This window comes from Paraburkholderia sp. RL18-085-BIA-A, from assembly GCF_046027075.1.
In the GTDB taxonomy this organism is placed as follows: Bacteria; Pseudomonadota; Gammaproteobacteria; order Burkholderiales; family Burkholderiaceae; genus Paraburkholderia.
In genome coordinates this window covers 176,558-195,895 of sequence record NZ_JARESU010000005.1, presented here as the reverse complement: position 1 = coordinate 195,895, position 19,338 = coordinate 176,558, and the positions used below count along the sequence as shown (strand labels likewise).

Sequence of the window (19,338 nt, the reverse complement as noted above, 5' to 3'; positions counted from 1 at the left end):
CCCCAAAAAACACATCCGCCCGCGCGGGTGGCCCCTATTAAACCGCCCGGGGCCCCGCCCCCGCCCCACATTACAACCCGAGCGCACGCGGCTTACGGGCAGTCATCCAATCGTCACGGCTTTGCCATGCGAGCGTCACCAGGCGTTACTACATTGGCGAAAAAAGAAATCTCCCTTTTTTCGACCAGGACCCCCAATGCGAGAACTGCCGACGCCCACCCTGCCCCTCGCTTCGATCTTCGAGACGCGTCGTCTGCCGCGCGCCGAGGAAACGGTCACCGCGCAGCATCGCCTGCAAGTCACATGGGCACGCACCGACGAAGAACTGCGCGAAGCGCAGCGTCTGCGCTACCGCGTGTTCGCCGACGAAATGGGCGCGCGTCTGACGGGCCCCGCCGGTCTCGACGTCGATGCGTTCGATGCCTACTGCGATCATCTGCTGGTGCGCGATCTCGACACGCTGAAAGTGGTCGGCACGTACCGCGCATTGCCGCCGCATCAGGCCGCGCGCATCGGCCGGCTGTATGCGGAAAGCGAATTCGACGTGTCGCGTCTCACGCACCTGCGCGCCAAGATGGTCGAAGTGGGCCGCTCGTGCGTGCATCCGGACTATCGCAGCGGCTCGGTGATCATGTCGCTGTGGGCCGGGCTCGCCGCGTACATGAAGCACAACGGCTACGAGACGATGCTCGGCTGCGCGAGCGTCGCGATGGTCGACGGCGGCCACTACGCGGCGAATCTGTATTGCTCGCTGCGCGAGAGCGCGCTGACGGCGCCGGAGTATCGCGCGTTCGCCCACACGCCGCTGCCGGTCGATGAATTGCAGACGGGCGCCGACGTCGCGCCGCCGCCGCTCGTGAAGGGTTATCTGCGCCTCGGCGCGAAGATTTGCGGCGCGCCGGCGTGGGATCCCGACTTCAACACCGCGGACTTTCTGACGCTGTTCCGTCTGTCCGACATCAATGCGCGCTATGCCCGCCACTTTCTGGGCGATGCATTGCCGCGCTAAATGCACATCGCGGGATGGACGCAAAAGAAAAGCCCGGCAATCGCCGGGCATTTTCATTCATCCATTCACGCGTGCATCAAAAAGGGGCGCACATCAATCGTCCGTATAAACGACACGATAGGGAATGCCGACTTTCTCCCATTCCGCCGCTTCCTGAATCAGGCTGTAGTCAGTCAACGGATTTTTGGTCACCCATTCGTTCGGCAAGCGCACCTCGTAACCGCCATTGGCCTGCGCGACCGTGATCCCCGGCAAGCCGACATCCGCACGGCGGCGGCACAGCAGCGCCGCGAGCCGCAGACAGAACAGCAACGGCCATTCCACTTCGCGCGTTTGCGAGAGCTTGCCGAGCTTGCCCGCATGACCGAGCACCAGCGCGGCGAGGCGCGCCTGGTCGGTGCGCGAAAAGCCCGGCATGTCCGCGTTGCTGGCGATGTAGGCCGAGTGCTTGTGATAAGCGCTGTGCGAAATCGACAGCCCGATCTCATGCAGCGCCGCCGCCCAGCCGATGAACATGCGGTTTTCCACACGGCGTTCTTCGTCGGGCTCTGCGAACTGGTCGTAGAAGCTCACCGACAGATCGCCGATCCGTCCCGCCTGCGCGCGATCCACGCCGTACCGGCGCATGAAGCCTTCGACAGTCACCGTGCGCATGTCTTCGTGCTGCGAACGGCCGAGCAGGTCGTACATCACGCCGAGGCGCAGCGCGCCGTCGGTGGTGTCGACGTAGTCGACACCGAGTTCGTCGAACACCGCGATCATGATCGACAGCCCGCCGGCCAGCACCGGAATGCGGTCGGCCTTCAACGCGACCAGTTTCAGCCGATTGACATTCTCCGCCTTGATCAACGCGCGCTTGAGCCGTTCGAGACCGCCGCGCGAAATGCCATGCGTGACGCCCGGATCGTTGAAATTGTTTGCCTCGACCAGCTCGGCCAATGCGCGCGCGGTGCCCGACGAACCGATCGCCTGTTCCCAGCCGGTCTTCTTGTACTCGGCGGAAATGATCTGGATTTCGCGGCCCGCGGCGAGTTCAGCCTGGCGCATCGTGTATTCGTCGACGTTGCCGGCGGGGAAAAACGTGCGGCTATGACTCACGCAGCCGATATACAGACTCTCCATCTTGATCGGCGTGTAGTGCGAACCAATGATGAATTCCGTCGAGCCGCCGCCGATATCGACCACCAGCCGCTTGCCGGCGCTCGCCGGCACGGAGTGTGCAGCGCCCGCATAGATCAGGCGTGCTTCCTCGCGCCCCGCGATCACTTCGATCGGGAAGCCGAGCGCAGCCTGCGCCTCGCCGAGAAATTCACTGGCGTTCTTGGCGATACGCAACGTGTTGGTGGCGACCGCACGAACGTGATCGGGGTGAAAGTCGCGCAGCCGTTCGCCGAAACGCTTGAGCGCGTCCCACCCGCGCACCTGCGACGCGCGATCGAGCATCTTGTCGCGCGACAGACCGGCAGCAAGACGCACCGGCTCGCGCAATGCGTCGACCTGGTAGATCTGGCTGCCCGCGTCGGTTTCCTCCACCCGGCCGACGATCAGACGGAAGCTGTTCGACCCGAGATCGACGGCGGCGAGAAGTTGGGGCGTATTGACCATCGGGTAAGCGGACTCCATGCGCGCGAGCGCGGCAGCGGTAGCGGTGGCAGGCGCCGCGGGTCCGCCCGCTGCTCTGGGTGCCTTGTGACCGGCCGCGCTGTTCAAAGACGCCATTCTAAGCGTACCGGGCCTCACGATGTCACCTCGCAACGATGGGGGTGCGCTATGGTCCCATATCCATTGCGTCATATTGACGACACGCGGCGAATACGGCGTAGAATTTAGAACATTGAGAATGTCATAAGAACGTCATCATACTGTGAGAATTTCCGAGCGTCTTTCTGCCTCCCTTCCTGACATACCATTCTCACTGCCGATGTCCATCCGCTATCCCTTATTGAATCGCGAACTGGGCATTCTGGGTTTCAACGAGCGTGTGCTGGCACAAGCTGCCGACCCCGCCGTCCCTTTGCTCGAACGCCTGCGCTTCATCTGCATCACCAGCAGCAATCTCGACGAATTCTTCGAAGTCCGCATGGCCGGACTGCAGGAACAGATGCGCGACAACCCGGGCGCGCTGTCGCCTGACGGCATGTCGCTGCAGCACGTGTACGACCTCGTGGTCGAGCGCGCGCAGAAGCTCGTGCATCGCCAGTACACGATGCTGCACGACACGGTGCTGACCGCTCTCGAAGCGGAAGGCATCTATTTTCACGGCACCGAAGCGTGGAACGAAGCGCAGACCGAATGGGCGCGCAATTACTTCTTCGACGAACTGCTGCCGGTGCTCACGCCGATCGGCCTCGATCCCGCGCATCCGTTTCCGCGCGTGCTCAACAAGAGCCTGAACTTCGTCGTCGAACTGGAAGGCAAGGACGCGTTCGGCCGCCAGGCGATGATGGGCATCGTGCAGGCGCCGCGTGCGCTGCCGCGGCTCGTGCGCATGCCGCAGGACCTGTCGGGCTATCCGCATGGCTTCGTGTTGCTCAGCTCGCTTCTGCAACGCTTTGTCGGCGAGCTGTTTCCTAACCTGGTGGTGCGCAGCTGCAATCAGTTTCGTATCACGCGCAATAGCGAACTGTTCGTCGACGAGGACGAAATCACCAATCTGCGCGTCGCGTTGCAGGGCGAATTGCCGGCACGGCATCTGGGCAATGCGGTGCGGCTCGAAGTGTCGGCGGAAACGCCGGCGCATGTCGTGCGGCGTCTGCTCGACGAAAGCAGCCTGTCCGACAAGGACTGCTATTACGCGAACGGCCCCGTGAATCTGGTGCGGCTGATGCAGTTGCCGGAGATGGTGGACCGGCCCGATCTGAAGTTCGTGCCGCACATTCCCGCGACCCCGTCGCAGATCGCCAACAGCGCCAGCATGTTCGACGTGATCGATCAGGGCGACGTCCTGCTGCATCATCCGTACGAGAGCTTTCAGCCGGTGCTGGAACTGCTGTTGCAGGCGGCCAAAGATCCGAACGTGATGGCGATCAAGCAGACCATCTACCGCACCGGCACCGACTCGCCGCTGATGGACGCGCTGATGCAGGCCGCGCGCAACGGCAAGGAAGTCACGGTGGTGGTCGAGCTGCTCGCGCGCTTCGACGAGGAAACCAACATCAATTGGGCCTCGCAACTCGAAGCGGTCGGCGCGCACGTCGTGTACGGCGTGGTGGGCCACAAGTGCCACGCGAAGATGATGCTGATCGTGCGGCGCGTGTCGCAAGGCGGCAAGACGACGCTCAAGCGCTACGTGCATCTCGGCACCGGCAACTATCATCCGCGCACCGCGCGCCTTTATACCGACTTCGGCCTGATGACCGCCGACCAGAGAATCTGCGAAGACGTGCATCACGTGTTCCAGCAACTGACAGGCATCGGCGGCGAATTGCGTTTGCACGAGTTCTGGCAGTCGCCGTTCACACTGCACCCGAAACTGGTCGACGCAATTCGCGCCGAAGCCGAGCACGCGCGTGCCGGGAAGAAGGCGCGCATCGTCGCGAAGATGAATGCGCTGCTCGAACCCACGGTAATTGCCGAGTTGTACGAAGCAGCGCAGGCGGGCGTCAAGATCGATCTGATCGTGCGTGGCGTGTGTTCGCTGCAGCCGGGCGTGCCGGGACTGTCGGAGAACATCACGGTGCGCTCGATCGTCGGGCGCTTTCTCGAACACCATCGCATCTTCTACTTCTACGACGGCGGCAAGGAACAGGTCTATCTGTCGAGCGCCGACTGGATGGACCGCAACTTCTTCCGGCGCGTGGAAGTCGCGTTCCCGATCAACAACCGGCGCCTGAAGCGGCGCGTGATCGCCGAGGGGCTATCGGCGTTTCTCGGCGACAATCAGTCGGCGTGGCTGATGCAAAGCGACGGCCACTATCGCCGGCGGCGGCCGGGCAAGTCGTCGCGCAATGCGCAGATGAGCTTGCTTGGGAAGTTCTGTCCGTAAAGCTGGCGAGGCTCGCCATATTAGCGAGCCTTCCGAATGCATATAAAAAAACCGCCTTTTTCAGGCGGTTTTTTTCATTTTCATGCCGACGCTTCTATCAAACTTTCGTCAAACCGGCGCCGGTTGCCGGCGCGCCGTGCGATACACCGGGAAACGCACCGTGAACGTGCTGCCCCGCCCCTCCTCGCTCTTCACGTCGAGCTGCGCTTCGTGCCGCTGCAGCACGTGCTTGACGATCGCGAGACCGAGCCCCGTGCCGCCGGTGTCGCGTGAACGGCTGCGATCGACACGATAGAAGCGCTCGGTCAGCCGCGGAATGTCCGCAGCGGGAATGCCGAGGCCGCTATCCGTGACGGAGAACACCGCGTGCGCGCCTTGCGCGTGCCAACTTACCTTGATGGCGCCGCCGTCCGGCGTGTAGCGAATCGCGTTCGTCACGAGATTGCCGAGCGCGCTAAGAATTTCGGTTTCGACGCCGGTCACCGTCAGCCCTTCATCGGCATCGAACACGATCTTGTGATGGTGGCTCGACAGGCTCTGCGCGTCGTCGTGCAGATGTCGCAACACCGCGCGCATGTCGATCATCTGATCGCTCGGCGGCTTGTTGTCGCCCTCGAGCTTCGCGAGCACCAGCAGATCGTTGACGATATGGCGCATGCGCGACGCCTGCTGCTCCATCAGTTCGAGATAGCGCGCGCGCTCGGCCTCGCCCAGCGGCAACTCGCGCATCGTCTCCAGAAAACCCGAGAGCACGGTGAGCGGCGTCTTCAATTCATGCGACACGTTGGCGACGAAGTCGCGCCGCATCGCGTCGGTCCGCTCCAGTTCGGTAATGTCTTGCGACAACACCAGCTTGCGATTCTCGCCATAAGGAAACACCTGCACCGACAGCACGTTCTGGCGCTTCTCGCCCATGCCGCGCATGATCAGCATTTCCTCGTACCGGTTCGAGTTCAGGTAGCGGACGAAGTCGGGGTGACGCACCAGATGCGTGATGTGCTGGCGCAGATCGCGCTTCGCATCGAGGCCGAAGTGGCTCTCCGAAATAGCGTTGCACCACTCGATCTGATCGTGATCGTCGAGCATCGCGACGCCGTTCGGCGACGCCTGGATCGCCTGGATGAAACGCGAGTGCTGCTGCTCGACCTGGCGCACCTGGGCATGCCAGCGCTTCGCGAGCTTGTGCAGACGGTAGTAGATTTCGCCCCAGATGCCTGGCGCGCTCGGCACTTCGCCGTACACCGGCGCGTCGAGCAAACGCCAAAGGCGCTGTTTGTGAAACGTGCCGAAGAAGCTCTGCGCGAGCAGCATGACAATCGCCAGAACGAGTCCTGCCTTCACGTTCACGAGTGCGCCGACCACCACGCACAGAACAGCGAGCAGCACGACCGACACGATGGAGCGCGCCCAGATGATGTTCATGGTCTAGCGATCGAAGAGAAAAGACATGCGCCGCACGCGAAACGGCGGGCGCCTGGCGTTGCGAATATGACGCGCGTGAACCGGTTGCGGCGCGAGCGCCGCCGTCAGATATCAGGCGCTCTTCGCAAGCCGGTAGCCGCTGCCGCGTACCGTCTCAATCATAGCATCGCACCCGGCCGGCTTGAGCGCGGCGCGCAGACGCTTGATGTGCACATCCACCGTGCGTTCTTCGACGAACACGTGATCGCCCCACACCTGGTCGAGCAGTTGCGTGCGGCTATGCACGCGCTCCGGGTGCGTCATGAAGAAGTGCAGCAGACGGAATTCGGTCGGGCCGAGATCGAGCTTGATCTCGCTGCCTTCGGCATGCGCGGCCACACGATGCGTCGCCGGGTCGAGCTTGAGGCCGTTGATCGCGACCAGGTCTTCGGTTAACTGCGGCGCGCGGCGGCGCAACACCGCCTTGATGCGCGCCATCAGTTCTTTCGGCGAAAACGGCTTGGTGACGTAATCATCCGCGCCGATCTCGAGGCCGAGCACCTTGTCCTGCTCATCGCCGCGGGCGGTCAGCATGATGATCGGAATGTGCTTGGTGCGCTCGTTGTTGCGCAGATCACGCGCGAACGCGATGCCCGATTTTCCCGGCAACATCCAGTCGAGCAGGACGAGGTCGGGCAGTACGTCGCTGATCAGGTTCTGCGCCTGCTCCGCGTTGTACGCGCGAATCGGGCAGTGTCCGGCGTGTTGAAGATTGACCGAGATCAATTCGGAAATTGCGGGCTCATCTTCAATGACGAGAATGCTACTAGGCATCGGCACCTCTGGTCCTTATATCTGGATTAACTGAGCGCTTCGCGTTCGAGCGCGTCGCGCGACTTGTGCCGCACGTCGGTGCCCTTCACGATGTAAATGATGAACTCGGCGATGTTTTTCGCGTGGTCGCCGATCCGTTCGATCGCCTTTGCGATGAACAGAAAATCGAGGCCCACCGAAATCGAGCGCGGATCTTCGGTCATATACGAAATCAGCTTGCGCACGAACGCGCGGAATTCCTCGTCGATCGCCTTGTCGTCGCGCACGATCTGCGCGGCGGCGACCGTATCGAGGCGCGCAAACGCGTCCAGCGCGCGGCGCAGGATCGACACCGCCATTTCGCCCGACAGCTTGATCTCGGCGATATTGATGGTGCGCGACGCGCCGTCTTCCATCAGACGCTTGGTGCGCTTGGCGATTTTTTCCGCTTCGTCGCCGGCGCGTTCGAGATTGGTGATGGTCTTCGAGATCGCGATCAACAGGCGCAAATCGCGCGCGGCCGGCTGACGGCGCGCGATGATGTTGCTGCACTCCTCGTCGATGTCGACTTCCATCTTGTTCAGGCGATCTTCGGCGGCGATCACCTGCTCGGCCATGTCGAGGTCGAACTCGTTGAGCGCCTGCATCGCGTTGACGATCTGCGACTCGACGAGGCCGCCCATTTCGAGCACCTTCGACGAAACCAGATTCAGGTCGGCGTCGAACTGGCTGGACAGATGTTTATCGGACATGTCGTACTCCGTTGTTTTGTTCGGCGGATCAGCCGAAACGGCCAGTGATGTAGTCCTCGGTTTCCTTGCGGACCGGCTTGATGAAGATCTTTTCGGTATCGCCGAATTCGATCAACTCGCCGAGATACATATAGGCAGTGTAGTCCGAACAGCGGGCCGCCTGTTGCATGTTGTGCGTGACGATCACCACCGTGTAATCGCTCTTCAATTCGGCGATCAGCTCTTCGATGCGGCCCGTCGAAATCGGGTCCAGCGCCGAGCACGGCTCGTCGAGCAGCAGCACTTCCGGACGGATCGCGATGCCGCGCGCGATGCACAGACGCTGCTGCTGGCCACCGGACAAACCGTAGCCGCTCTGGCCGAGCTTGTCCTTCACTTCGTTCCACAGCGCGGCCTTGGTGAGCGCCCATTCGACGCGGTCGTCCATCTCCGAGCGCGGCAGCGTTTCGAACATCTTCACGCCGAAAGCGATGTTGTCGTAGATCGACATCGGAAACGGCGTCGGCTTCTGGAACACCATGCCGATCCGCGCGCGCAGCAGCGAGATATCGCGCTTGGAAGTCAGCAGGTTTTCGCCGTCCATCAGGATCTCGCCTTCGGCGCGCTGTTCCGGATAGAGCGCGTACATCTTGTTGAAGGTGCGCAGCAAGGTGGACTTGCCGCAGCCCGAGGGGCCGATGAACGCGGTCACCTTGCCTTCTGGAATCTGCAGGTTGATGTTCTTCAGCGCGTGATACTTGCCGTAGAAGAAGTTCAGGTCGTTGACCTCGATCTTCGGACGCGACGGCGATGACGCCTCGCCGCGCTGAACGGGATCGGGGCTGGCGGGCGCGGTGGCACGCGCGGTCGGATTGAGTTGAGTTTCTGCCATATTCATCGGATTACACTCCGCCCTTACTTGTTCGAGAAGATCGTGCGCGCGAGGATGTTCAGTCCCAGCACCGCGAGCGTGATCAGGAAGACGCCGGCCCACGCAAGCGATTGCCATTGCGCGAACGGACTCAACGCAAACTTGTAGATGGTGACCGGCAGGTTCGCGACCGGCTGGCCCATGTTCACCGAGAAGAACTGGTTCGACAGCGCCGTGAACAGCAGCGGCGCGGTTTCACCGGCGATCCGCGCGACCCCGAGCAGCACGCCGGTGACGATGCCAGCAATCGACGCCTTCAGCGTGATCGACAGCACCATCTTCCACTTCGGCGTGCCGAGCGCGAAGGCCGCTTCACGCAGCGCGTTGGGCACCAGCTTCAGCATGTTTTCGGTGGTGCGGATCACGATCGGAATCTGTAGCAGCGCGAGCGCGAACACGCCTGCCCAGCCGCTGAAGTGGCCCATCTTCGCGACCACCAGCGCATACACGAACAGACCGATCACGATCGACGGCGCCGACAACAGGATGTCGTTGATGAAGCGCGTCAGGTTGGCAAGCCAGCCTTTCTGGCCGTATTCGGCGAGGTACACGCCCGCCAGAATGCCGATCGGCGTGCCGACGAAAGTAGCGAGGCCGACCAGCAGCACGCTGCCGACGATTGCGTTGGCGAGACCGCCGCCATCGGTGTTCGGCGGCGGCGTCGATTGCGTGAACAGCTCGATGGACAAGCCGCCGATGCCCAGACGCAGCGTCGTATAGAGAATCCATATGAGCCACAGCAGACCGAAGGCCATCGCGACGAGCGACGCCGTCAGCGCGATCGCGTTGGTCATGCGGCGGCGGCCTTGCAGACGCACGCGCATCGCTTCGAGCGCGGCTGGGTCGTGCGAACCCGGCATGTTCAAAGTGGACTGGCTCATTTCGCGCCCTCCCCTTTTTCGAGGCGCAGCAGCATCATTTTCGAAATCGCCAGCACGATGAAAGTAATCACGAACAGAATCAGACCCAGTTCCATCAACGCCGATGTGTGCAGGCCGGGGTCGGCTTCCGCGAATTCGTTGGCGAGCGCCGACGTGATGCTATTGCCCGGCGAGAACAGCGAGATATTGTCGAGCAGATTGGTGTTGCCGATCACGAACGTGACCGCCATCGTCTCGCCGAGCGCGCGGCCGAGTCCGAGCATCACGCCGCCGATCACGCCGCTCTTGGTGAAGGGCAGCACGATCCTCCACATCACTTCCCACGTCGTGCAGCCGATGCCGTACGCCGATTCCTTCAGCAGCACCGGCGTGACTTCGAACACGTCGCGCATTACCGACGCGATGTACGGGATGATCATGATCGCGAGAATCACACCCGCGCACAGAATGCCGATGCCGATCGGCGGGCCGCGGAACAGCGCGCCGACAAACGGAATGCCGCCGAGCACCGCGCCGAGCGGTTTCTGGAACCACGTCGCGAAGATCGGCGCGAACACCAGCAGACCCCACATGCCGTACACGATCGACGGGATCGCTGCGAGCAGTTCGATCGCGATGCCGAGCGGGCGGCGCAGCCACGCGGGCGCGAGTTCGGTGAGGAAAAGCGCGATGCCGAAGCTGACCGGCACCGCGATGAGCAGAGCAATGATCGACGTGGCGACCGTGCCGTAGATCGGCACCAGTGCGCCGAATTGCTTGCTGGGTGGATCCCACTCGGCCGTCCACAGGAAGCTCAGACCGAACTGCCTGATCGACGGCATGGAAGCGATGATCAGCGAAACGATGATGCCGCCGAGCAGAAGCAGTGTGACGATGGCGGAGAGGCGCGCCAGTCCGCCGAAGATCACGTCGCCGGCGCGGCTGGGCGCCTTCTGCTGCGACGTGCTGCCGGGCGGGGTGGCCCTGCTTGCGCCGGACGCTAGATGGATATCGGACATGAGAGCCTGATGGACCTGTTTCCAGTTGCCGTATGACATGTGCCGCACGGCCGGTAATGCTCGGGGTGAATGCCCCGGGGTTAATGCCATTGGCCGTCCTCAGACGAGGACGGCCAACGTGTTACGCGATGCTGTTGCTTACCGCAAAGCTTAGTCGGCGATCGACTTGCCCGCAGCGTCCTTCACCTTCTGCTTCCACTGCGTGCGGATCTCCGCCACGACCGAATCCGGCAGCGAGATGTAGTCCAGATCGTTCGCGGCTTGCGTGCCGTTCTTGAACGCCCAGTCGAAGAACTTCAGCGTTTCCGTGCCTTGCACCGGCTTGTCCTGCGCCGTGTGCAGCAGCACGAAGGTTGCGCCGACGATCGGCCATGCGTTCTTGCCCGGCTCGTTCGTCAGGATCTGGTAGAACGACTTCGACCAGTCCGCACCCGCTGCCGCTGCCTTGAAGGTGTCCGTCTTCGGCTCGACCACTGCGCCCGACGAGTTCTTCAGCGCGACATACGTCATGTGGTTCTGCTTCGCATACGCCCATTCCACGTAGCCGATCGCGCCCGGCAGACGTTGCACGAACGCCGCGACGCCGTCGTTGCCCTTGCCGCCGGTGCCGGTCGGCCAGCTGACCGTTGCGCCTTCACCGACCTTCGACTTCCAGTCAGCGTTGACCTTCGACAGGTAGTTCGTCCAGATGAAGCTGGTGCCCGAACCATCGGCGCGGCGCACCACGGCGATGTCGGTATCCGGCAACTTGACCTTCGGGTTCAGCGCGACGATTGCCGGGTCATTCCACTTCTTGATCTTGCCCAGGTAGATGTCGCCGAGCACTTCGCCCGACAGCGTCAGTTCAGCCGGCTTCACGCCCGGCACGTTGACGACCGGCACCACGCCGCCGACCACCGTCGGGAACTGGAACAGGCCGTCCTTGGCGAGTTCGTCGTCCTTGAGCGGAGCGTCCGAGCCGGCGAAATCGACCGTCTTCGCGACGATCTGCTTCACACCACCCGACGAACCGATACCCTGGTAATTCACCTTGCCGCCGCCGGACTTCTGATAGGCGTCGGCCCATTTCGTGTAGATCGGTGCTGCGAAGGTGCTGCCCGCGCCGGTGATGTCTGCTGCTTGCGCTGCGATTGCGAAAAGCGCGCCAGCGACGCCAGCGAACACGGTTTGCATCAATTTCATGAGACCTCCAAGGTGTGAGCGGTGTGAGCGGATTAACACGAACACCGCGAAGCTTAGGGTCTCTTTGTGACAAAAACGTGACTGTTCATGAAACAGATGTGACAGTAAGATTACCGGCTGAAAGGGTCGGCGGGACGGATGAATTGACTGTCTGGCGACGTTGGCCACTACGTTCTTGAGACTAGGCGAAAAAGATGGGGCGCGAACGTTTGCGTGTGGACGCGCGCGACGCACGTCCACTAAGGGTGCGCAAAGGCGCGGGGATGGAATGCGGCGTGAAAAAGACAGCCGGGGCTGGCGGAATTGGCGCGCCGCACCGGTTCGGAGCGAGGGCAAACATGCATGCGGCGGGATGACACCCTGTCGTCCCGCCGCTGCGTAAAAAAAACGTGAAAAAAGCGCGCCTTACGCCGTGGCCTGCTTCACCGCGTCGGCAATCGCTTCCGAATAATGAACCGCGTCGTCGACATTCTCCGCCTCGACCATCACGCGCAACACAGGCTCTGTGCCGGATGCGCGGATCAGCACGCGGCCGCGGCCATTCAACGCATCCTCCGCCTTGCCGATCGCGCGACGAATCGTGTCGCTGCCCTTCCAGTCCGCATCCGGCTTCATCCGTACGTTGATCAGCTTCTGCGGGAACAGCGTGACGCCGTCGAGCAGCTCGGCGAGCGATTTGCCGCTGCGCTGCATCGCCGCCAGCACCAGCAGCGCGGAGACGATGCCGTCGCCGGTCGAATGGCGGTCGAGGGAGAGAATATGGCCGGACCCTTCCGCCCCGAGTTGCCAGCCGTGTTCGCGCAACTGCTCGAGCACATAGCGGTCGCCCACCGCCGCGCGGACGAACTTCACGCCCGCCTCCTGCAGCGCGACCTCAACCGCCATATTGGTCATCAAGGTGCCGACCGCGCCGTCCACCTTGCCCGCCGTCGCGATGCGGTCCTTCACTAGCACGTACAGCAGCTCGTCGCCGTTGTACAGACGGCCGGCCGCGTCGACCACCTGCAGACGGTCGGCGTCGCCATCGAGCGCAATGCCGAGATCCGCGTGATTCGCGCACACCGCGCGCACCAGCGCGTCGGGCGCGGTGGCGCCCACACCGTCGTTGATATTGAAGCCGTTCGGCGCGACGCCGATCGGGATTACCTCGGCGCCAAGTTCGTGGAACACGTGCGGCGCGATGTCGTACGCGGCGCCATGCGCGCAATCGACCACCAGCTTCATCCCGCGCAGGTCGAACGCAACCGGGAACGTGCTCTTGCAGAACTCGATATAACGGCCGGCCGCATCGTCGAGGCGCCGCGCCTTGCCGAGCTGCTCGGATGCCGCGCAGGCGAGCGGCAGATCGAGCTGCTGTTCGATCTGCGCTTCGACCTCGTCGGGCAGCTTGTTGCCGTCGGCGGAGAAGAATTTGATGCCGTTGTCGTAGTACGGGTTATGCGATGCGCTGATGACCACGCCCGCGGCGAGCCGCAGCGCGCGCGTCAGGTAGGCGATGCCGGGAGTCGGCATCGGGCCGGCCAGCATCACGTCGACGCCGGCCGCCGAAAAGCCCGACTCGAGCGCGGCTTCGAGCATGTAGCCCGACACCCGTGTGTCTTTCCCGATCAGCACCGTGGGCCGGGCGCTCGATCTGGTCCGGCGATCCGCACCCGCGAGTACCTTGCCGGCCGCATAACCCAGCCGCAGCACAAACTCCGGCGTAATGGGCCCTTCACCGACCTTGCCCCGAATCCCGTCCGTTCCGAAGTAACGACGTGCCATGTTTTACCTATCTCCCTTGCTTTGGGATCAATTGCGCGCGCGGCCGTGATTCGCCGCGTCGCGCATAGTTGCCCATACTTTCAACGAGTCTACCGTTTGCGCGACATCATGCACGCGCAGAATCGCCGCGCCCCGTTCGGCTGCACACACAGCGGCGGCGATGCTGCCGGCGACGCGCTCCGCCGGTGGACGCCCGACCACCGCGCCGACCATCGACTTACGCGACATGCCCGCGAGAATCGGGTACGGCGGCACGGCCTGCGGCGCGGTTTCCGGCAAATGCGCAAGCAACGCGTAGTTGTGCTCCACCACTGCTTTTCCGAAGCCGAAACCCGGGTCGACGCTGATGCGCTCGCGCGCAATACCAGCTTGCTGCAGTGTGGCCACCCGCTCTTCGAGGAAATGGCGAACTTCGCTCACCACATCTTCATAGGCCGGCTCGCCGAGCTGCATCGTCTGCGGCTCGCCCAGCATATGCATCACACACAAACCGCATGCGCTATCGCGGACCGCGTCGATCGCGCCAGGCATCCGGAAGCCCCAGATGTCGTTGATCAGATCGGCGCCCGCACGCAATGCGTGACGCATCACCTCCGGCTTATACGTATCCACCGACAACGGCACGTTCATCCCACGCAGTTGCTCGATAAGTGGAATCACGCGCTCCAGTTCTTCGTCGAGCGGCACCGGCGGCGCCCCCGGGCGGGTCGATTCGCCGCCGATGTCGATGATGTCCGCACCGTCGGCGATCATGCGCTCGGCCTCGCGCAGCGCATCCTCGCGCGTCGCGTATTTGCCGCCATCGGAAAACGAATCAGGCGTAATGTTCAGGATACCCATGACCAATGGGCGTTCAAAGGTCAGCTTGAAACGGCCGCATTGCATCGGCGCGGGGATCGGAAGAGAAGAGAGAGTGGCTTTCGACACGTAATGATGCTTCACATAAGACGGAAAAATGCAAACGGGCCGGTGTGAAGCACACCGGCCCGCACTTTCTGCTGCTCGCCTATCAGGCCGGCGCAGTCGCGCTGCCAGGCTTGACCTCGGTGCCCGGGCTACCGCCCGAGGAGGCGTCGCTTGCCGACGGCGGCGAACTCTTCGGCGAACGCGGCGGACGGCCAGCCATGATGTCGTTGATCTGATCGGCGTCGATCGTTTCCCACTCCATCAGTGCGGCGGTCATCGCCTCGACCTTATCGCGGTTTTCGTCAAGCAGACGCTTCGCGAGGTTGTACTGCTCGTCCAGCACGCGGCGGATTTCCGCGTCGACCTTCTGCTGCGTCGCTTCCGAAATGGTGCGTGTGAACCCACGGCCAAACGGCGTTGCGTCGTTTTCATCGTCGACGTAGACCATCGGCCCAAGCGCGTCCGTCATGCCGAAGCGAGCCACCATCGCGCGAGCCGTTTGCGTCGCCTTGTTGAAGTCGTCCGACGCACCCGTGCTGATCAGGTTCAGGAATAACTCTTCCGCGACCCGGCCACCGAACAGGATCGCGAGACGATCCAGCAGGTAGTCCTTCGAATACGTTTCGTTGTCGTGCTCCGGCAATTGCCACGTGACGCCCAGCGCACGGCCGCGCGGAATGATCGTGACCTTGTGCACCGGATCGGCCTTCGGCAGCAGCTTCGCGATCACCGCATGGCCCGACTCGTGATACGCCGTGGCGCGCTTCGACTCCTCGCGAATCACAGCCGACTTGCGCTCCGGACCCATGAAGATCTTGTCCTTCGCGTCTTCGAAGTCCGTCATTTCGACGATGCGCTTGCCGCGGCGAGCCGCGAACAACGCAGCTTCGTTGACCAGGTTCGCGAGATCGGCGCCCGAGAAGCCCGGGGTGCCGCGCGCGATGACCGCCGCGTCGACATCGTTCGAGATCGGTACCTTGCGCAGGTGGACCTTCATGATGTGCTCGCGGCCCCGGATGTCCGGCAGACCGACGTACACCTGGCGATCGAAGCGGCCCGGGCGCAGCAACGCCTTGTCGAGCACGTCCGAACGGTTCGTTGCAGCGATCACGATCACACCGGAGTTCGCCTCGAAGCCGTCCATCTCGACCAGCATCTGATTCAGCGTCTGCTCGCGTTCGTCGTTGCCGCCGCCCATACCGGCGCCGCGATGACGGCCCACTGCGTCGATTTCGTCGATGAACACGATGCACGGCGCGTGCTTCTTGGCCTGCTCGAACATATCGCGCACGCGAGCCGCGCCGACACCAACGAACATTTCGACGAAGTCCGAACCCGAGATGCTGAAGAACGGCACTTTCGCTTCACCGGCGATAGCGCGCGCCAACAGCGTCTTACCGGTTCCCGGCGGCCCGACCAGCAACACGCCGCGCGGAATCCGGCCACCCAGCTTCTGGAATTTCTGCGGATCGCGCAGGAAGTCGACCAGTTCGGACACTTCTTCCTTCGCTTCGTCGCAACCGGCGACGTCGGTGAAATTGATCGCGTTGTTGTTCTCGTCGATCAGGCGCGCGCGCGATTTGCCGAACGAGAACGCTCCACCTTTGCCCCCTCCCTGCATCTGTCGCATCATGTAGAACCAGAAACCGATGATCAGGATCGTCGGCCCGAGGTAGTACAGCGCGGACACCAGCGCATTGGGTTCGTCGTCAGCCTTGCCGCTCACCTGAACGCCATACTTCATCAGATCGCCGACCATCCAGATGTCGCCGGGCGACACGATCTGGTATTTCTGGCCGTCTGCTGGAGTGACCGTGAGGTTCCGCCCCTGGACAATGACGTTCTTGACTTTGCCGGCCTTCGCGTCGTCCATGAACTGCGAATAGGAAACGCCTTCCTGGACACGGGGCTTGTCGAACTGCTTGAACACCGTAAACAGCACCAGTGCGATAACCAGCCACACTGCTGCCTTCGAAAACATATTGTTGTTCAAAGCACCACTCCTTCACTTAGACGGGCGCCTACATTTGCCTTGCGGCACCACGAAAGCATTCTAATCCAGTCCGCAGACCCCTGCCATAACGTTTCGCTACCACATAAATAGCGTAGCCGGCCATTAAAGCGCCAATTTCCGGCGCCATGAGCACTTTATCGGCAGATGCGGAACCGTCCTGCAGCGGCCCTACGCGGGGCGCTTGAGATGCTTACCCAAAATAAACGTTTCTGACGATTTATCCCGCGAAGCCTTTGGCTTACGGGCCGCTACCACCTTGAACTGACGCTTGAACTTTTCGACAATCTGGCTATAACCGCTGCCGTGGAAACATTTGACTAAAAGGGCACCATCCGGTCTCAGGTGATTTTGCGAGAATTCCAGCGCGAGATCGCATAGATGCTCGATTCGCGCGGCATCCGCCACCGCCACTCCCGACAGGTTGGGTGCCATATCCGAAATTACAAGGTCGACCTGGCGTTCTCCGACCAATTCTTCGAGCTGGACCAGAACCGAATCCTCACGGAAGTCGCCTTGAATGAAATGGACGTCGGCCACCGGTTCCATCGGCAGGAGGTCCACCGCGATGATCGTACCGTCGATCCCGCCTTCGCGCTCAGCGTCGCGCTGCGAGCCCTTGGCGAGCTTGTTCCGCGCGTACTGACTCCAACTGCCCGGCGTGGAGCCGAGGTCGACGATGACCTGCCCCGGACGGATCAGCTTGTCCTGCTCGTCGATCTCCTTCAGCTTGTAGGCCGCGCGGGCGCGATAGCCCTCCCGCTGCGCCATTTTCACGTACGGGTCGTTGATGTGGTCATGCAGCCACGCGGTGTTGAACTTGTTTTTTGCCATTAAAGATTGAACTCTTGCTGCGTGGTGTCGCGCTTTAGGGGATAATACGCGGTTAATTCGCGCGGCCACCGCCAAACTGACGGTCATCCGCGATTCTGTTGTTTCTGACGCGCCGCCCTGTTGAATCGACCGATCGAGCAAATCGATCGGGAACGCAGGTGCCGCCATTTTAGTCGAGTCTCCCACTTTCCATGCCAGCCCTCAAAGTCTCTTCCGACCAACGCGCCGAGTTGCGCTCCCAGGCACATGCGCTCAAACCGGTCGTGCTCGTCGGCGCCGAAGGCTTGACCGACGCTGTGCTCTCCGAGATCAAGGTTCACCTGGGCGCCCATCAGCTCATCAAGATTCGCGTGTTCGGCGACGATCGTGAAGAGCGCATCGCGATTTACGAACAGATCTGCGACACGCTGAATGCTGCGCCGATCCAGCACATCGGCAAGCTGCTGGTGATCTGGAAGCCGGAATCGGCTCAACCCGCGGTGAAAACGAAGCGTGGCGCACTGCCGAGCGCCCGCGAAGCGGCCGTTGAAGTCAAACCGGGCAAGGGCCGCGCACCGCGCGTCGTCAAGGTCGTGAAACCCAGCGAAATTCCGATGCGCAAGCCCAAGGCAAAAGCGGTCGTGGTGCGCGGCAATGAACGGGTCACACAAGGCGGCAACATCAAGCGCGCGAAGAAGCGCCAAACCAGCGCGAAGCGCTCGCATCAATCGTCGAAGTAAGCAAGTGGCGGGGCGTGCGGCGAAGAAGTCCGCACCTTGGCACCGGCCGGCTTGAAGCGGGAGACTGAATGCCCGCAGCGGCGCTCAAAGAATTCCGCTGAAAGCGCAAAGACCGGGACAAGCAAACAGAAGCCGCCCGATCCCTCGCTTCAGCCCGCCATCTTCCCCGCGGCACCGCGAGCGCGCCGCTCCGTCGCCGCGACGTCAGACCCCGCAGGCAACATCCACACGAGCCCCAGGCCCAACAGGCTTTCGATCAGATAGAACAGACTCGACACGCCGTGCAGGATGCCGAAGCGCGTCGCATAGACCGAATGCCCGACATCGCTGCCCGCTTCGAGCGCGGCCATGCGCATCGCATTCATGAACGGCTGCAGCGCGAAGTAACCCACCAGCACGCACACCAGCATGCCAGCTATCAGCCAGCGCAAACGGCGATACGCCTCGCTGCCGCGACGAATCAGCAGGTTCGCGAGACCGAGCAGCAAAACGCCGCACACCACACCCAGGATGCCCTGCACCCGAAACAGCTGCGCCGCGACGGCACCCGCCGTCATCCGGTCGAGCGATGTGAACAGCACGGGCGCGACGGCATAGCCGATAGTCAGCAGACTACCGACCCATACGACAGTCAAAAGACGGAATACCCGATGTGGCATTTGCGACACCGTGTCACCCTCAGATGTAGCTAACCGCGATGATCTCGTACTCGCGCACGCCGCCTGGCGCCTGCACCGACGCGACGTCGCCTTCCGACTTGCCGATCAATGCGCGCGCGATCGGGGAGCTGATCGAGATCAGACCGTGGTCGATGTCCGCTTCGTCGTCGCCGACGATCTGATATTTGACCGACGCACCCGACTCCAGGTCTTCGAGTTCCAGCGTCGCGCCGAACACCACGCGACCGTCTGCGTCCACCTTCGACGGGTCGATCACCTGCGCTCCGGCCAGCTTCGATTCGATCTCGGCAATCCGGCCTTCGATAAAGCCCTGTTTTTCCTTTGCTGCGTCGTATTCCGCGTTTTCCGACAGGTCGCCCTGCGCACGCGCTTCCGCGATCGAGTTGATCACCGCCGGACGTTCAACCGATTTCAGACGCTGCAATTCATCGCGCAACATGTCTGCGCCGCGCTTAGTCAATGGAATAGTGCTCATAAACAACTCTAGAGGCAA

The 19,338-nt window shown here is 62.3% G+C and carries 17 protein-coding genes; 3 read left to right on the top strand and 14 right to left on the bottom strand.

What is annotated here, in order from left to right; translation table 11 throughout:
* Nucleotides 1-196 precede the first annotated feature (196 nt).
* Complete coding sequence (locus tag P0D89_RS05720; protein WP_408357024.1) at nucleotides 197-1,009, top strand: GNAT family N-acetyltransferase; 813 nt, start codon at nucleotides 197-199, stop codon at nucleotides 1,007-1,009.
* A gap of 93 nt (nucleotides 1,010-1,102) precedes the next feature.
* Here the strand turns inward: P0D89_RS05720 and ppx are convergent, their stop codons facing one another.
* Nucleotides 1,103-2,728, bottom strand: a complete 1,626-nt coding sequence (gene ppx, locus P0D89_RS05715) for an exopolyphosphatase (RefSeq protein WP_408357026.1) — start codon at nucleotides 2,726-2,728, stop codon at nucleotides 1,103-1,105.
* Nucleotides 2,729-2,930: 202 nt separating this feature from the next.
* On the opposite strand from ppx, the gene ppk1 reads away from it, so the two are divergent.
* Complete coding sequence (gene ppk1 / locus P0D89_RS05710) at nucleotides 2,931-4,994, top strand: polyphosphate kinase 1 (protein ID WP_408357028.1); 2,064 nt, start codon at nucleotides 2,931-2,933, stop codon at nucleotides 4,992-4,994.
* Nucleotides 4,995-5,102: 108 nt separating this feature from the next.
* Here the strand turns inward: ppk1 and phoR are convergent, their stop codons facing one another.
* From phoR to P0D89_RS05655, 11 genes are all read right to left on the bottom strand, one after another.
* The gene (phoR, locus tag P0D89_RS05705; RefSeq protein ID WP_408357030.1) at nucleotides 5,103-6,416 is read right to left on the bottom strand and encodes a phosphate regulon sensor histidine kinase PhoR; all 1,314 of its coding nucleotides are present in this window, start codon (nucleotides 6,414-6,416) and stop codon (nucleotides 5,103-5,105) included.
* A gap of 111 nt (nucleotides 6,417-6,527) precedes the next feature.
* Nucleotides 6,528-7,229 (bottom strand): phosphate regulon transcriptional regulator PhoB, encoded by a 702-nt coding sequence (gene phoB, locus P0D89_RS05700; RefSeq protein ID WP_028199153.1) that lies wholly within the window; start codon nucleotides 7,227-7,229, stop codon nucleotides 6,528-6,530.
* A 26-nt stretch (nucleotides 7,230-7,255) separates the two neighbouring features.
* Complete coding sequence (gene phoU / locus P0D89_RS05695) at nucleotides 7,256-7,960, bottom strand: phosphate signaling complex protein PhoU (RefSeq protein WP_408357032.1); 705 nt, start codon at nucleotides 7,958-7,960, stop codon at nucleotides 7,256-7,258.
* A 28-nt stretch (nucleotides 7,961-7,988) separates the two neighbouring features.
* Nucleotides 7,989-8,837, bottom strand: coding sequence for a phosphate ABC transporter ATP-binding protein PstB (gene pstB / locus P0D89_RS05690; RefSeq protein WP_408357034.1), 849 nt, complete (start codon nucleotides 8,835-8,837; stop codon nucleotides 7,989-7,991).
* A 17-nt stretch (nucleotides 8,838-8,854) separates the two neighbouring features.
* Nucleotides 8,855-9,751 carry a phosphate ABC transporter permease PstA gene (gene pstA / locus P0D89_RS05685; protein ID WP_408357036.1) on the bottom strand — a complete coding sequence of 299 codons (897 nt, stop codon included), beginning with the start codon at nucleotides 9,749-9,751 and terminating at the stop codon, nucleotides 8,855-8,857.
* Entirely contained in the window at nucleotides 9,748-10,749 is a 1,002-nt protein-coding gene (gene pstC, locus P0D89_RS05680) for a phosphate ABC transporter permease PstC (RefSeq protein ID WP_408357038.1), read from the bottom strand. The genes pstA and pstC overlap by 4 nt, the downstream gene beginning before the upstream one ends.
* A 150-nt stretch (nucleotides 10,750-10,899) precedes the next feature.
* Nucleotides 10,900-11,931: a phosphate ABC transporter substrate-binding protein PstS gene (pstS, locus tag P0D89_RS05675; protein WP_408357040.1), complete on the bottom strand. Its 1,032-nt coding sequence runs from the start codon at nucleotides 11,929-11,931 to the stop codon at nucleotides 10,900-10,902.
* A 405-nt stretch (nucleotides 11,932-12,336) separates the two neighbouring features.
* Nucleotides 12,337-13,695 carry a phosphoglucosamine mutase gene (glmM, locus tag P0D89_RS05670; RefSeq protein WP_408357042.1) on the bottom strand — a complete coding sequence of 453 codons (1,359 nt, stop codon included), beginning with the start codon at nucleotides 13,693-13,695 and terminating at the stop codon, nucleotides 12,337-12,339.
* A gap of 27 nt (nucleotides 13,696-13,722) precedes the next feature.
* Complete coding sequence (folP, locus tag P0D89_RS05665; protein ID WP_408357277.1) at nucleotides 13,723-14,580, bottom strand: dihydropteroate synthase; 858 nt, start codon at nucleotides 14,578-14,580, stop codon at nucleotides 13,723-13,725.
* A gap of 124 nt (nucleotides 14,581-14,704) precedes the next feature.
* On the bottom strand, nucleotides 14,705-16,594 hold the full coding sequence (ftsH, locus tag P0D89_RS05660; protein ID WP_168662533.1) for an ATP-dependent zinc metalloprotease FtsH: 1,890 nt from the start codon (nucleotides 16,592-16,594) through the stop codon (nucleotides 14,705-14,707).
* A gap of 189 nt (nucleotides 16,595-16,783) precedes the next feature.
* Nucleotides 16,784-17,446, bottom strand: coding sequence for an RlmE family RNA methyltransferase (locus P0D89_RS05655; protein WP_408357279.1), 663 nt, complete (start codon nucleotides 17,444-17,446; stop codon nucleotides 16,784-16,786).
* A gap of 191 nt (nucleotides 17,447-17,637) precedes the next feature.
* Between P0D89_RS05655 and P0D89_RS05650 the strand changes: the two genes are divergently transcribed.
* Entirely contained in the window at nucleotides 17,638-18,165 is a 528-nt protein-coding gene (locus P0D89_RS05650) for a YhbY family RNA-binding protein (RefSeq protein WP_408357044.1), read from the top strand.
* 149 nt (nucleotides 18,166-18,314) lie between these two features.
* Here the strand turns inward: P0D89_RS05650 and P0D89_RS05645 are convergent, their stop codons facing one another.
* Together P0D89_RS05645 and greA are read right to left on the bottom strand one after the other, a co-directional pair.
* Nucleotides 18,315-18,824, bottom strand: a complete 510-nt coding sequence (locus tag P0D89_RS05645; RefSeq protein ID WP_408357046.1) for a DUF4149 domain-containing protein — start codon at nucleotides 18,822-18,824, stop codon at nucleotides 18,315-18,317.
* A 19-nt stretch (nucleotides 18,825-18,843) separates the two neighbouring features.
* Entirely contained in the window at nucleotides 18,844-19,320 is a 477-nt protein-coding gene (greA, locus tag P0D89_RS05640) for a transcription elongation factor GreA (protein ID WP_408226359.1), read from the bottom strand.
* Nucleotides 19,321-19,338 lie beyond the last annotated feature (18 nt).

Excerpts from the sequence above, each read along its gene's own strand:
- P0D89_RS05650 (WP_408357044.1), top strand. The coding sequence starts at position 17,638 with ATGCCAGCCCTCAAAGTCTCTTCCGACCAACGCGCCGAGTTGCGCTCC.
- pstB (WP_408357034.1), bottom strand. The coding sequence starts at position 8,837 with ATGAATATGGCAGAAACTCAACTCAATCCGACCGCGCGTGCCACCGCG.
- pstA (WP_408357036.1), bottom strand. The coding sequence starts at position 9,751 with ATGAGCCAGTCCACTTTGAACATGCCGGGTTCGCACGACCCAGCCGCG.
- phoU (WP_408357032.1), bottom strand. The coding sequence starts at position 7,960 with ATGTCCGATAAACATCTGTCCAGCCAGTTCGACGCCGACCTGAATCTG.
- pstS (WP_408357040.1), bottom strand. The coding sequence starts at position 11,931 with ATGAAATTGATGCAAACCGTGTTCGCTGGCGTCGCTGGCGCGCTTTTC.
- ppk1 (WP_408357028.1), top strand. The coding sequence starts at position 2,931 with ATGTCCATCCGCTATCCCTTATTGAATCGCGAACTGGGCATTCTGGGT.
- P0D89_RS05720 (WP_408357024.1), top strand. The coding sequence starts at position 197 with ATGCGAGAACTGCCGACGCCCACCCTGCCCCTCGCTTCGATCTTCGAG.
- folP (WP_408357277.1), bottom strand. The coding sequence starts at position 14,580 with ATGCAATGCGGCCGTTTCAAGCTGACCTTTGAACGCCCATTGGTCATG.
- pstC (WP_408357038.1), bottom strand. The coding sequence starts at position 10,749 with ATGTCCGATATCCATCTAGCGTCCGGCGCAAGCAGGGCCACCCCGCCC.
- ppx (WP_408357026.1), bottom strand. The coding sequence starts at position 2,728 with ATGGCGTCTTTGAACAGCGCGGCCGGTCACAAGGCACCCAGAGCAGCG.
- phoB (WP_028199153.1), bottom strand. The coding sequence starts at position 7,229 with ATGCCTAGTAGCATTCTCGTCATTGAAGATGAGCCCGCAATTTCCGAA.
- P0D89_RS05645 (WP_408357046.1), bottom strand. The coding sequence starts at position 18,824 with ATGCCACATCGGGTATTCCGTCTTTTGACTGTCGTATGGGTCGGTAGT.
- phoR (WP_408357030.1), bottom strand. The coding sequence starts at position 6,416 with ATGAACATCATCTGGGCGCGCTCCATCGTGTCGGTCGTGCTGCTCGCT.
- glmM (WP_408357042.1), bottom strand. The coding sequence starts at position 13,695 with ATGGCACGTCGTTACTTCGGAACGGACGGGATTCGGGGCAAGGTCGGT.
- greA (WP_408226359.1), bottom strand. The coding sequence starts at position 19,320 with ATGAGCACTATTCCATTGACTAAGCGCGGCGCAGACATGTTGCGCGAT.
- P0D89_RS05655 (WP_408357279.1), bottom strand. The coding sequence starts at position 17,446 with ATGGCAAAAAACAAGTTCAACACCGCGTGGCTGCATGACCACATCAAC.